17 protein-coding genes are annotated in these 11,552 nt (G+C 65.5%); 7 read left to right on the forward strand and 10 right to left on the reverse strand.

The annotated features are described in order from the left end of the window. From C100_RS0124985 to ndk, 3 genes are all read left to right on the forward strand, one after another. Positions 1–982: leucyl aminopeptidase (locus C100_RS0124985; RefSeq protein WP_031309875.1), on the forward strand; the 982-nt coding region annotated here is incomplete at its 5' end. Next, positions 982–1,419, forward strand: a complete 438-nt coding sequence (locus C100_RS40025; protein ID WP_024020755.1) for a DNA polymerase III subunit chi — start codon at positions 982–984, stop codon at positions 1,417–1,419. The genes C100_RS0124985 and C100_RS40025, both read left to right, overlap by 1 nt. A 263-nt stretch (positions 1,420–1,682) precedes the next feature. Next, positions 1,683–2,105, forward strand: a complete 423-nt coding sequence (ndk, locus tag C100_RS40030; RefSeq protein WP_024020756.1) for a nucleoside-diphosphate kinase — start codon at positions 1,683–1,685, stop codon at positions 2,103–2,105. A 69-nt stretch (positions 2,106–2,174) separates the two neighbouring features. Here ndk and C100_RS40035 read toward each other — a convergent pair whose 3' ends face one another. Next, positions 2,175–2,825 (reverse strand): hypothetical protein, encoded by a 651-nt coding sequence (locus tag C100_RS40035; RefSeq protein ID WP_024020757.1) that lies wholly within the window; start codon positions 2,823–2,825, stop codon positions 2,175–2,177. A gap of 5 nt (positions 2,826–2,830) precedes the next feature. Then, complete coding sequence (locus tag C100_RS40040; protein WP_024020758.1) at positions 2,831–3,502, reverse strand: glutathione S-transferase family protein; 672 nt, start codon at positions 3,500–3,502, stop codon at positions 2,831–2,833. Positions 3,503–3,615: 113 nt separating this feature from the next. Between C100_RS40040 and C100_RS40045 the strand changes: the two genes are divergently transcribed. The 4 genes from C100_RS40045 (at position 3,616) to C100_RS40060 (ending at position 5,104) form a co-directional block, all read left to right on the forward strand. After that, a complete protein-coding gene (locus tag C100_RS40045; RefSeq protein WP_024020759.1) occupies positions 3,616–4,053 on the forward strand; it encodes an ExbD/TolR family protein in 438 nt (145 codons plus the stop codon). A 78-nt stretch (positions 4,054–4,131) separates the two neighbouring features. Then, the gene (locus tag C100_RS40050) at positions 4,132–4,722 is read left to right on the forward strand and encodes a hypothetical protein (protein ID WP_024020760.1); all 591 of its coding nucleotides are present in this window, start codon (positions 4,132–4,134) and stop codon (positions 4,720–4,722) included. Continuing rightward, positions 4,719–4,928, forward strand: a complete 210-nt coding sequence (locus tag C100_RS40055) for a helix-turn-helix transcriptional regulator (protein ID WP_031309878.1) — start codon at positions 4,719–4,721, stop codon at positions 4,926–4,928. Before C100_RS40050 ends, C100_RS40055 begins: the two co-directional genes overlap by 4 nt. Continuing rightward, the gene (locus tag C100_RS40060; protein WP_024020762.1) at positions 4,925–5,104 is read left to right on the forward strand and encodes a hypothetical protein; all 180 of its coding nucleotides are present in this window, start codon (positions 4,925–4,927) and stop codon (positions 5,102–5,104) included. Before C100_RS40055 ends, C100_RS40060 begins: the two co-directional genes overlap by 4 nt. A gap of 4 nt (positions 5,105–5,108) precedes the next feature. On the opposite strand, the gene C100_RS40065 is transcribed toward C100_RS40060, so the two are convergent. From C100_RS40065 to C100_RS40100, 8 genes are read right to left on the reverse strand one after another with little or no spacing between them, the layout of a single operon-like run. Next, positions 5,109–5,474, reverse strand: coding sequence for a DsrE/DsrF/DrsH-like family protein (locus tag C100_RS40065; protein ID WP_024020763.1), 366 nt, complete (start codon positions 5,472–5,474; stop codon positions 5,109–5,111). Continuing rightward, positions 5,462–6,229, reverse strand: coding sequence for a HesA/MoeB/ThiF family protein (locus C100_RS40070; RefSeq protein ID WP_024020764.1), 768 nt, complete (start codon positions 6,227–6,229; stop codon positions 5,462–5,464). Before C100_RS40070 ends, C100_RS40065 begins: the two co-directional genes overlap by 13 nt. Next, positions 6,226–6,630, reverse strand: a complete 405-nt coding sequence (locus tag C100_RS40075; RefSeq protein ID WP_024020765.1) for a hypothetical protein — start codon at positions 6,628–6,630, stop codon at positions 6,226–6,228. The genes C100_RS40070 and C100_RS40075 overlap by 4 nt, the downstream gene beginning before the upstream one ends. Positions 6,631–6,634: 4 nt before the next feature. Beyond that, positions 6,635–7,090 (reverse strand): dUTP diphosphatase, encoded by a 456-nt coding sequence (gene dut / locus C100_RS40080; protein ID WP_024020766.1) that lies wholly within the window; start codon positions 7,088–7,090, stop codon positions 6,635–6,637. Then, entirely contained in the window at positions 7,065–8,309 is a 1,245-nt protein-coding gene (gene coaBC / locus C100_RS40085) for a bifunctional phosphopantothenoylcysteine decarboxylase/phosphopantothenate--cysteine ligase CoaBC (RefSeq protein ID WP_024020767.1), read from the reverse strand. The genes dut and coaBC overlap by 26 nt, the downstream gene beginning before the upstream one ends. Beyond that, a complete protein-coding gene (locus C100_RS40090; RefSeq protein WP_024020768.1) occupies positions 8,306–9,139 on the reverse strand; it encodes a nucleotidyltransferase domain-containing protein in 834 nt (277 codons plus the stop codon). Before C100_RS40090 ends, coaBC begins: the two co-directional genes overlap by 4 nt. A 6-nt stretch (positions 9,140–9,145) precedes the next feature. After that, a complete protein-coding gene (ubiB, locus tag C100_RS40095; RefSeq protein ID WP_024020769.1) occupies positions 9,146–10,684 on the reverse strand; it encodes a 2-polyprenylphenol 6-hydroxylase in 1,539 nt (512 codons plus the stop codon). A 7-nt stretch (positions 10,685–10,691) separates the two neighbouring features. Next, positions 10,692–11,423, reverse strand: a complete 732-nt coding sequence (locus C100_RS40100) for a class I SAM-dependent methyltransferase (RefSeq protein ID WP_024020770.1) — start codon at positions 11,421–11,423, stop codon at positions 10,692–10,694. Between the last annotated feature and the right edge of the window lie 129 nt (positions 11,424–11,552).

The following is an 11,552-nucleotide window of genomic DNA, read 5'->3' on the forward strand; positions in this document are numbered from 1 at the left end:
GCTGACGGCGGTCGCCGCCGGTGTCGCCTTCACCCGCGAGCTGGTCGCCGAGCCGGCCAATATCCTCTACCCCGAAAGCTTCGTCGAACGCTGCCGCCACCTTGAGGAACTGGGCGTTCGCATCACCGTGCTGGACAAGGCGGCGATGCAGGAACTGGGCATGGGGGCCCTGCTGGGCGTCGCGCAGGGATCGGTCCGCGAACCGCGCCTGCTGGCGATGGAATGGGACGGCACCGACGGCGCGCAGGAAAAGCCCGTCGTCTTCGTCGGCAAGGGCGTGACCTTCGACACCGGCGGCATTTCGCTGAAGCCCGGCGCGGGCATGGAGGATATGAAGTGGGACATGGGCGGCGCGGGCGCCGTCGCGGGCGCGATGAAGGCGCTCGCCGGTCGCAAGGCTAAGGCGCGGGTCGTCGGCATCTGCGGCTTGGTCGAGAACATGCCCGACGGCAATGCCCAGCGGCCGGGCGATGTCGTCACCTCCATGTCGGGCCAGACGATCGAAGTGCTCAACACCGACGCCGAAGGGCGGCTGGTGCTGTGCGACGCCGTCACCTGGGCGCAGAAGACCTATGATCCTGAACTGATCATCGACCTGGCGACGCTGACCGGCGCCATCATCGTGTCGCTGGGCCATGAATATGGCGGCATCTTCACCAATGACGACGGGCTGGCCGAGGCGTTGAACGCGGCCGGTCAGGCGACGGGCGAGAAGCTGTGGCGCTTCCCCTTGTCCGACGCTTATGACAAGCTGCTCGACAGCCCGATCGCGGACATGAAGAATATCGGTCCGCGCTACGCCGGATCGATCACCGCCGCGCAGTTCATCAAGCGCTTCGTCGAGGATGGCGTCAAATGGGCGCATCTCGACATTGCCGGCATGGTGTGGGCGGACAAGCCCGGCGCCACCTGGGACAAGGGCGCGACCGGCTATGGCGTGCGCCTGATCGACCGCCTGGTCGCGGACAAGTTCGAGGTCTGATGCAGGTCGATTTCTACCAGCTCAGCCGCGATCCGGTGGAGGGGGTGCTGCCTGCGATCGCCGGGCGCATCCTCGACATGGGCGCGCGGCTGCTGGTGGTCGCGCATGAACCTGACCGGCTGGAGCGGATTTCCGCTGGCCTGTGGGCCGGGCCGCCCGAAAGCTTCCTGGCCCATGGCCGCGCCGGGGAAGGGGGGGAGGCGCATCAGCCGATCCTGCTGAGCGACGCCTGCGACGCGGGCAACGGCGCGCGGCACATCGCCCTGGCGGATGGCCTCTGGCGGGATGAGGCGCTGGGCTTCGAACGCGCCTTCTACTTCTTCGACGCCGACACGATCGACGGCGCGCGGCAGAGCTGGCGGGCGCTGAGCAAGGCGGACGGGGTCGAGCCGCGCTTCTGGCGGCAGGAAGGCCGCAAATGGGTGCAGGGGCCGTAGGGAGGTCCGCGAACGATCAAATTTCGTCATCCCGGCGAAAGCCGGGATCTCAGGCCATGACGCGCCAGACCCATTGAGACTCCAGCCTTCGCCGGGGTGACGACCAGGGGCCAGGAAAAGCCGCCCTTCCGCTCCCCCCACCCAAGCCGGCCGTTCAGCAGAAATGCGCGCGGCATGGCCCTGATGCCCTCTCCCCCTTGCGGCCTGCCGCGCCCGCGTCTAAAGGGCGCGCAACTTTCCCACAGTCTGGAGTTTTGAGGGCCATGGCCGTCACGCGCACCTTCTCGATCATCAAGCCCGACGCTACCCGCCGCAACCTGACCGGCGCCGTCACCAAGAAGCTGGAGGAAGCCGGCCTGCGCGTCGTCGCGTCCAAGCGCATCCGCATGAGCCGCGAACAGGCCGAAGGCTTCTACGCGGTCCATAAGGAACGCCCCTTCTTCGCCGATCTGGTCGCCTTCATGATCTCCGGTCCGGTCGTGGTCCAGGTGCTGGAAGGCGAAGACGCCGTGAAGCGCAACCGCGACATCATGGGCGCCACCAACCCGGCCAATGCCGATGAAGGCACCATTCGCAAGGATTATGCCGAATCGATCGAGGCCAATTCGGTCCATGGTTCGGACAGCGAGGAAAATGCCGCGATCGAGATCGGCTATTTCTTCAAGCCGGAAGAAATCGTCGGCTGATCGCCGCGATCCTTCGGGACCAGTTATTGAAGGGGCTGCCGGTTGGCGGCCCCTTTTTCTTTGGCCGGTTCAGCGTCCTGCCGGCATCCCGGCCCAGCGTTTGTCGAGCGCATCCTGCGCGCCGGCCGCCTTTACCTGGCGCACCAGGGACAGGCCGTGCAGGCTCAGCTTGTGGCCCGACAGCCATTTGCCGGCAATGCCGTAGCCGATGTCATAAAGGGCCGCATTTTCATGCGTGTCGCCATTGACGACGAATCGCGTGACGATCGCCACCGGCAGCTTTTCGTCGCCGACGCTGTCGTCGGGCAGCTTCGCCTTGTCGCGCGCCCGCTTGAGCGCGCTGTCGAACCAGCGCGCCTCGATGCGCGGCTCGCCGGTCGTGTCGACGGGTGCGACTCCCAACGCGCGGGGAAAGAGGATGGTCTGGCTCTGGACCAGCTGCGCGGGATCGGTGGGCCTCAGCCGGATGCGATCGCCCTCGACCGAACCGGCGTTGAGCACCAGCCTGGCGGCGCGCGTGGATGCCAGCCGGCTTTCGGCCGCCCGCTCGGCGCGCGTGTCGCGCTTGTCCGACCAGTTGATATAGAGGGTCAGCCCGGAAATCGTCACAGCCAGCAGGGCGACGCCTTCGCCAAGGGTGATCCAGCGGCGGCGAATCGCGGCGGCTTCCTGCGCGCGCGCTTCCTTGGCCGCGTCCGTGGATTCGGGCTGGTCGGTCATCGCGTCTATACCGTTTGCGGCGGGGCCTCGAACCGGTCGATCACCCAATCCTCCGCCTGCGCCCCGCCGATCCATTCCTGCATCCAGGGATGGGCGATGATCGCGCGCATATAGGCCTCGGCAAAGCGGGCGACGGGCAGTTGATAGGTGATGAAGCGCGTGACGACCGGCGCGAACATGATGTCGGCCGCGCCGAACGCGCCGAACAGAAATTCGCCCTCCCCGCCATGGCGCGCGCGCGCCTGCGCCCATAATTCCATGATCCGGGCGATATCCTGCGTCACCGCTTCGGATGGCGGCGCCGGCGCATAGATCTGGCGGATGTTCATGCTGTGCTCGCGGCGCAGCCCGGCAAAGCTGGAATGCATTTCCGCCGCCATCGACCGGGCCATGGCGCGGGGCGCCGGATCGGCGGGCCAGAATGCCTCGCCGCTCTTTTCATTCAGATATTCGATGATGGCCAGGCTGTCCCACACGACGATGTCGTCGCCATCCCACAGAATCGGCACCTTGCCCGACGACGGCGCGAACTCGTCGCCTTCGCGCCGCTTTTCCCACGCTTCGTCATAGAGCGGGACGACCGCTTCCTCGAAGGGCAGGCCGGACAGCTTGCACGCCAGCCAGCCGCGCAGCGACCAGCTGGAATAGGCCTTGTTACCGATAAAGAGCTTCATCATGCGATCCCTCTTAGCCGCGGGCGGCGGGGCAAGTCGAGGAGGAAGCGGCACGGCTTGTCAATGCGCGGCAAAGCGCATAATAAAATATTATATCATAACGCAAGGAGGGATTTATGGCATCGATTGTTGCACACGCGCTTTCCCGTTCCGACTCGCACGAACCGATGGGGGAAATGAATACGACCCCCCTGATCGATGTGATGCTGGTCCTCCTCATCATGTTCATCATCACCATCCCCATCCAGACGCACAGCGTCGGCATCAGCCTGCCCGGTCCGGCGCGCGAAACGCCGATCGAGGTCGATCCGGTGAAAAACCGGCTGACGGTCGATGGTGCGGGCCTGATCCGCTGGAACGGGGCGATGATCGACCGATTGACGCTGCGGCGCTATCTGGCGCGGTCGCTGGCGTTGCCGACCGAGCCGGAATTGCAGTTCGAACCGAGCGCGGATGCGCGCTATCTTCTCATGGACGAGTTGCTGGCCGACATCCGCCGCGCAGGGGTCGAAAATCTGGGCTTTGTGGGGAATGAGCGCTACGCGGACTTCTGATATGACTGTCAACGGTCCTTGACAGTCATATGCGATATGTGTCAATGGTCCTTGACAATATGTCAAAGGAGCTTGGCTATGTTGACGATTCCATCCCTTGGCGGGCGGCGTTCCATTCTGGTCTGGGCCATGGCCTTTTGCGGAGCGATGATCGTCGCCGGGCTGGTCGTGCGTCGGTTCGACCTGGGCTGGGCGGGAACGCTGGCGGTGATGCTGTTCGCCACGGGCATGACGGTGCCGCTGGTGCTGGCGATCGAACGATCGGCCCGCGCCGATGCCAGTCTCACGCCGGCGATGCGACGCTACAATCGCCGGATGATCGCGGGCAGCCTTCTCTATACGCTCGGTCTGTTCGTCGCGGTCTATGCCTATAGGAACTGGCATCCTTCGGGCGCGCTATTGTGGGGTCTGGCCCTGTTGCCGGCGGTAGGCGCCCTGTCCATGGTCGCGGCGATGGCGCGGCTGCTGGTCGAGGAGCAGGATGAATATCTCCGGCTGAAGCTGGCGCAATCGGCCCTGTTCGGGACGGGCGTGCTGCTGGTGCTGGCGACGGTATGGGGCTTTCTGGAGCAGTTTCGCGTCGTGCCGCATGTGCCGGCCTGGGCCGCCATTCCGGTCTTCGCAATCGCGGTCGGGTTGTCGCGATGCCTGAACTGGACGCGCGCGTGAAGAACCGGTTGCGGCTGCTGCGGGCCGAGCGGGACTGGAGCCAGGGCGAACTGGCGGTGCAGCTGGGCATTTCGCGGCAAAGCGTCAATGCGATCGAAACCGGCAAATATGATCCATCGCTGCCGCTTGCCTTTCGCATCGCCGACTTGTTCGAACTGGCGATAGAGGATATTTTCCTGCGCGAGGATGGAGGGCAAGACGCGTGAAGCCAATTCGCTACGGTCTGGCGACCCTGTTATGCTTCGCCGCTTTCTGGGGCGCGGCCCATGTCGGCGTGCTGCCCATCGTTCAGGGCCTGCGCCCGCCCGACGTGCAGGCCGGATCGGCCACCGAGAGCCGGCGCGCGCGCAATTTGCGCCATTTATTTCCCGTGATTCGCTGACGGGTCAGACGAACAGCAGTTGATCCTCTGGCCCCGCCTGCTGAAGCAGGCCGACCGGCCCCCCGGCCAGAACCCCATCCGGCAGATCGTCTGCGGACAGCCCGCATAGCGCCATGCCGCTCTGGCAGGCGATGATGCGCACGCCCAGGGCCGTCGCATCGGCCAGCAGCATTGCCAGCGACGGCAGGCCACTGGCGCCATGGGCTTCATCACGCGGCGCGGTGATTGGGGGGCGCAGCAGCGCGACGGCATCCAGTTGCAGGAAAAGCGTGGCCGCGCCGCCCAGCGCCGCCTGCGCCGCCGCCAGCAGGATCGCGCCGCGAAACCGCTCTGCGTCCGGCGTCGCCACGATCATGTTCAGGGCGCGCATAGTTCCGCAGCACATGCCGAACAGGCCGGGTCCTTGGCGACGTCCAGAGTGCGAAACCGCATCGACAGCAGATCGGCAATCAGCAGCTTGCCGGCCATGTCCGTGCCGAAGGGGACGAGCGAACGGATCGTCTCCAGCGCCGCCAGACTGCCGATCGCGCCGGTGAGCGCGCCGATGACGCCGGTTTCGGCGCAATTGCGCTCGGGCGCATCTTCGGGCGCGCCAACCAGGCAGCGATAGCAGGGCTTGTCCGCTTCCCAGCCGCGATAGGTGGCCAATTGCCCCTCGAACGGGCCGACGGCGGCGGACACCAGCGCAATGCGCAGCCGTTGCGCGGCATCGGCGACGGCAAGCCGCGTGTCGAAATTGTCGCAGCCGTCCAGCACGACGTCGGCATCGCGCAGCATCAGGTCGGCATTGCCGGCATCGATCCGCGCGTTGATGGGGATCAGCTTCACATCGGGATTGATCCGCGCCACCGCCGCCATCGCCGCTTCCGCCTTGGGAGCGCCGACATCGGCCGTGCCGAACAGGATTTGCCGTTGGAGGTTGGACAGGGCGACGACGTCATCGTCGATCACGCGGATGGTGCCGACGCCCGCCGCGGCCAGGTAGAGGATCGCCGGGCTGCCGATGCCGCCCGCGCCGATCACCGCGACGTGGGCGCCCAGCAGCCGCGCCTGTCCCGCGCCGCCAATCTCCTTGAGGATGATGTGCCGGGCATAGCGCTCCAACTGGTCGTCGCCCAGCATCACGGCGCGTCGGACCAGAGGAAGCGGACCTGCGAGCGCATCCAGCGCGGCGCGGTCGCACCGCTTTTGGGAAAGGAGCCGCGCAGCGAGCCGAGGATGCGCTTGCTGACGAACTGTTCAACGTCCGGGCAACGGGCGTTGACCGGCATGATCTTCAGCGGCTTGCCATCGCCCGATAACAGGAACAGCATGTCGATTTCCAGCAGGCGCGACCCTTCATGGCTGACCGCGCCGCCACAGTCCCCATTGCGGTAGAGCCGGGCGACATCCTCCGACCAGCGCGGCGAGACCTTCCGCCCCAGCCAGCCGTCGATGACGGGCACGTTGCTGAGATCCTGCGGCACGGGCGGGACGTCGCCCGCCGCCGGCGCCGCGGCCAGCATCAGCGAAAGCAGGATCGTCATCGCGTCACACTCCTGTCGAACCGAAGCCGCCCTGTCCCCGAACGGTGTCGTCCAGCATATCGACCTGCGCGAAGCTGGCAAGCTGGACCGGCGCGACCACCAACTGGGCGATGCGGTCGCCGCGCTTGATGGCGAAGGGCTGATCGCCATGGTTGATGAGGATGATCTTCAATTCGCCGCGATAGTCCGCGTCGATCGTGCCGGGCGTGTTGGGCAATGATATGCCATGTTTGAGCGCCAGTCCCGATCGCGGCCGCACCTGCACCTCATAGCCTTCGGGAATCGCCATGGCGAAGCCGGTCGCCACGGCATGACGGTCCCCCGGCGCCAATGTCAGTTCCTCCGCCGACACCACGTCCATGCCCGCTGCATGAGCCGTGGCATAGGCGGGCACGGGCAACCCCTCGCCATGGGGCAGGCGCTTCAGCCGGATTTCAATCGGGGCGAGAGGTGAGGGCATGGGCAACCTTTTCGATGAGTTTGTCGGCGACTTGCGCCTTGGGCATGACGGGCCAGGAGTCGATGCCGGCGGCGGTGACGATCTGCACGGCGTTGGCATCGCCGCCCATCACGTCCCCCGACACATCATTGGCGACGATCCAGTCCGCGCCCTTCTTCGCCAGCTTCGCCCGCGCATGTTCGGCGATATTCTGCGTTTCGGCGGCGAAGCCCACCAGCAGCGTGGGGCGTTGGGGGTGGCGACCGAGCGTTGCGAGAATGTCGGGATTTTCGATCAGTGCGAGCGGCGCGGGCTGGCCCGATCCATCTTTTTTCAGCTTCTGCTCGGCGGCGTCGGCGGCGCGCCAGTCGGCGACGGCGGCGACCATGATCGCGGCGTCGGCCGGAAGCGCCTCCGCGACGGCCGCGAGCATTTCGCGCGCGGTTTCGACATCGACCCGGTCGACGCCGGGCGGGGTGGGCAGATGGACAGGCCCCGCCACCAGCGTCACCCGCGCGCCGGCCCGCACGGCGGCGGCGGCGATGGCGAAACCCTGCTTGCCCGACGATCGGTTGGCGATGTAGCGCACCGGATCGATCGGTTCATGGGTCGGGCCGGCGGTGATCAGGATATGCCTGCCGGTCAGCGGCAGGTCGTCGCGCGCGAAATCGGGCTGGCCCGCCAGCGGATCGGCGCGCTGGGGCAGGGCGAGCAGGCGCTGGACCTCCGCCGCGATCGCTTCGGGTTCAGGCAGTCGCCCCCGGCCAAATTCGCCGCACGCCATGGCGCCGCTGTCCGGTTCCATGATGTGGACGCCATCGGCGTGGAGCCGCTCCAGATTGCGCTGCGTCGCCTTGTGATGCCACATCCGCACATTCATCGCCGGGACCGCCAGCACCGGCGTGTCGGTGGCGAGCAGCAATGTGGTGGCCAGGTCGTCGGCGATGCCGTTCGCCATCTTCGCGAGGATATTCGCGGTGGCGGGCGCGACCACGACGAGATCGGCCTGACGGCTCAACTGAATATGCCCGATCTCCCGCTCGGCCTTCAGGTCGAACAGGTCGTCATAGACATGATCCTCTGTCAGCACGCCCAGCGACAGGGGCGTCACGAACTGCTTGGCGCTCTGCGTGAGCACCGCCCGGACGGCGATACCGCGCTTGCGCAACTGGCGCACCAGTTCGAGCGATTTATAGGCCGCGATGCCGCCGGAAATGATGAGGAGGACGCGTTGGGTCATGGCATTCGTGCATATCGCCGGATGGCCACGCGGAAAAGCGCTTCCGCTGCTTCCATGGCGGTTAGGTCCAACGTATTGCTGCGCGGTGCAAAGGTTTCACGTGCTGTAGAGAATTCGGAGTCAACAAAATGCCGGACGGCGACGGGTAGCGGCGCGCTCCCCATTTCCTTGGATTCTGCTTTCAACGCGATGAGTTCAGATGCAATGTTAATGACATCGGATGGCGGCGAGCATTGCGCCATCAGCGTTGGGAAATGCATGGGCGCGATTCTCTCGTCCGGGTGCAAGCGCATCCAGCGCAATGCAGCGGCCGGCCGTAAGGCATAGAAGAGTTTCTTCAACGCAACATTCTTGTCGTCAGAAAAATAGCTTTTCCGCTGGCCTTCGCCAAGATGGAGATAGTGACGCGCCACTGCATCGCGATCCGTGAAGCGGCGGGCCAGATCCAGCAACCCTTCGCGTATCCACGAATCTCCCCGATAGGCGATGGGTGACGTCAACCACTCGATCACCACGGCATTACCCTTGAGCAGCAATTTTATTGCCTTGCCCAAATCCCAGCCATTCACGTCCAAGTCGCCTTCGAGCGGGGTTTCGATTACATCCCGACGGGTCCAAGGCGAGAGATAGTCGTCTTCCTGTCGCACAAACAGGAAACGGCAGTCATAGTCACTGTCGGGAGACGGAAAGCCCCAGGCCCGGCTACCGCTTTCGATAGCCCAGACGATCACCACGCGATCATCGGCTTCGATAGCGTCGAGGCGGGCGTCGATCTGCTTCACCGTCATTGGATCGAAGATGGCGGGAATGGTTCTGATGCCGTTATCCATCCCCGGTCAGATAGCGGATGCCAGCCACATCGCGCCAGCCCCGGCCACCGCCGCGATCACCGCCACCGCTGCATAGCGCCAGCCGCCGCCGACGCGGATCAGCTTGACCTCGCTCAAGGGCGGCGGGGGCGGGGCGCCGCCTTTTTCGGGGAAGGCATCCTCGATCCGGCGGACGAGGGCGGGCAACCGCTGGAGCGTGCGCCAGTTTTCGATCAGCGCATCGGCGACGGCGGCCTCTGGCCCCAGTTCGTCGCGCAGCCAGCCCTTCACATAGGGGCCACTCGTTTCCCACATATTGATGTCGGGGTCGAGCGCGGTCGCCACGCCCTCCACCATCACCATCGTCTTTTGCAGCAGCAGCAGATGCGGCTGGGTCTGCATGTCGAAGTCGCGGGTGATCGCGAACAGTCCGTCGAGCATCCCGCCGACCGACAATTCGCGCACCGGCTTGCCGCGCATCGGTTCGCCCACGGCGCGCAGCGCGGTCGCGAATTCCGCGACATTATGGTGGGCGGGCACATATTGCGCTTCGAAATGAATTTCGGCGACGCGGCGGTAGTTGCCGGTGATGAGGCCGTAGAGAATTTCCGCCAGCCACATGCGCGCGCGCCGGTCGATCCGGCCCATGATGCCGAAGTCGATCGCGACGATGTCGCCGCTCGCCGTCACGAACAAATTGCCCTGATGCATGTCCGCGTGGAAAAAGCCCTCGGCGATCGCCTGCCGCAGGAAGGCATTGACGAGGCGCGCGGCCAGATCCTTCACGTCATGGCCCGCCGCGATCAGCGCATCGCGATCGGAGATTTTGATGCCGTCGATCCATTCCATCGTCATGACCTTGCCGCTCGTGCGGTCCCAGTCGATGGCGGGAATGCGGTATCCGGGCATCGCCTCCATGGCTTCGGCCAGTTCGGAGGCCGATGCGGCTTCCCGCCGCAGGTCCAGCTCGCGCGCGGTCCAGCGCTTCAGGTTGGCGATGACGAGGCGCGGGCGCAGGCGGGCGATCTCGCCGCCCAACTGCTCGACATGGGCGGCCGCCCATTCATAGGTCTGGATGTCGCGGTTGAACTGGTCGATCACGCCGGGACGGATGACCTTGACCGCGACGTCGCGGCCGTCGGTGGTCAGCGCATGGTGGACCTGCGCGATCGAGGCCGCGCCCACCGGCACTTCATCGAAGCGGCTGTAGAGCGCGTCGAGCGGCCGGCCGAAGCTTTGTTCGATCTGCGCCTTGATGGTTTCGAACGGCACCGGGGGCAGCGCATCCTGCAAGCGCAGCAGATCCTGCGCCGCGTCCTCACCCACCAGATCGGGGCGGGTGGCGAGCGTCTGCCCCAGCTTGATCGCGGCCGGGCCGATCGCCTGGAACGCGTCTGCATAGCGCGGCTGCCTGGGCACGCGCGCGCCCAGGCGGGCGACGCGCACCAGCCGCCTGACCGGCGACGGGGTCAGCGGATCGCGCTCTATGCCGGTGAGCGCGCCATGCCGCGCCAGAGTTCGGCCCCATTTCAGCAGGCGCCAGATATGCGTGATGTGAGTCGTCATGCGGGCGTCAGATCTTCCACCCGCTGTGGATAGCGACCAGCCCGCCCAGGATCGGCTCGACCTTGGTGTTCACAAAGCCTGCCTCGCGGATCATGCCTTCGAATTTGGGCATGGGGGGGAAGCGGCGGATCGATTCGATCAGGTAGCGATAGCTGTCCGCGTCATTGGCGAACAGCTTGCCCAATTGCGGCACCAGCTTGTGCGAATAGACATCATAGACGTCCGAAAAGCCCGGCCAGGTCGTGGTGGAAAATTCCAGGCAGAAGAAACGGCCGCCATATTTGAGGACGCGGTGCGCCTCGGCCAGCGCCTGGTCGATATGGGTGACGTTGCGGATGCCAAAGGCGATCGTATAGGCGTCGAACGCGCGGTCGTCGAAGGTCAGCGCCTCCGCATTCTGTTCCGACCAGATCAGGCCGTCATAGCCCTTCTTCTGCGCCCGCTCCACGCCCACGGCCAGCATTTCGGGATTGATGTCCGACACCGTCACCTGCGCGCCATGCTTGTGCATACGAAAGGCCACGTCGCCGGTGCCGCCGGCCATGTCGAGTATCTGTTCGTCCGGCCGGGGCTTTACCCGCTTGACGAACTGGTCCTTCCACAGGCGATGCGCGCCGCCCGACATGGCGTCGTTCATCAGGTCGTAGCGGGCCGCAACATTGGAGAAGACTTCGCGGACCATGCCCGCCTTTTCAGCGGCATCGACGTCGCGATAGCCAAAGGATGCTGTTTCGTTCATGGCCCTCGCTCTAGAGCATCGCGCGCGAAAGTGGGAACCGGTTTTGCGCAAAAACGACGCCAGAACGAAAAAATCGGATATGGCTGTCGGTCTTGACCGGCAGGCGCGCGCTACCCCGGAACGTTTCGC

It is taken from the genome of Sphingobium sp. C100, assembly GCF_000508185.1.
Lineage (GTDB): Bacteria > Pseudomonadota > Alphaproteobacteria > Sphingomonadales > Sphingomonadaceae > Sphingobium.

Coding starts and splice junctions, on each gene's coding strand:
- C100_RS40025 (WP_024020755.1), top strand. CDS start 982: ATGCAGGTCGATTTCTACCAGCTCAGCCGCGATCCGGTGGAGGGGGTG.
- ndk (WP_024020756.1), top strand. CDS start 1,683: ATGGCCGTCACGCGCACCTTCTCGATCATCAAGCCCGACGCTACCCGC.
- C100_RS40035 (WP_024020757.1), bottom strand. CDS start 2,825: ATGACCGACCAGCCCGAATCCACGGACGCGGCCAAGGAAGCGCGCGCG.
- C100_RS40040 (WP_024020758.1), bottom strand. CDS start 3,502: ATGATGAAGCTCTTTATCGGTAACAAGGCCTATTCCAGCTGGTCGCTG.
- C100_RS40045 (WP_024020759.1), top strand. CDS start 3,616: ATGGCATCGATTGTTGCACACGCGCTTTCCCGTTCCGACTCGCACGAA.
- C100_RS40050 (WP_024020760.1), top strand. CDS start 4,132: ATGTTGACGATTCCATCCCTTGGCGGGCGGCGTTCCATTCTGGTCTGG.
- C100_RS40065 (WP_024020763.1), bottom strand. CDS start 5,474: ATGCGCGCCCTGAACATGATCGTGGCGACGCCGGACGCAGAGCGGTTT.
- C100_RS40075 (WP_024020765.1), bottom strand. CDS start 6,630: ATGACGATCCTGCTTTCGCTGATGCTGGCCGCGGCGCCGGCGGCGGGC.
- dut (WP_024020766.1), bottom strand. CDS start 7,090: ATGCCCTCACCTCTCGCCCCGATTGAAATCCGGCTGAAGCGCCTGCCC.
- coaBC (WP_024020767.1), bottom strand. CDS start 8,309: ATGACCCAACGCGTCCTCCTCATCATTTCCGGCGGCATCGCGGCCTAT.
- C100_RS40090 (WP_024020768.1), bottom strand. CDS start 9,139: ATGGATAACGGCATCAGAACCATTCCCGCCATCTTCGATCCAATGACG.
- ubiB (WP_024020769.1), bottom strand. CDS start 10,684: ATGACGACTCACATCACGCATATCTGGCGCCTGCTGAAATGGGGCCGA.
- C100_RS40100 (WP_024020770.1), bottom strand. CDS start 11,423: ATGAACGAAACAGCATCCTTTGGCTATCGCGACGTCGATGCCGCTGAA.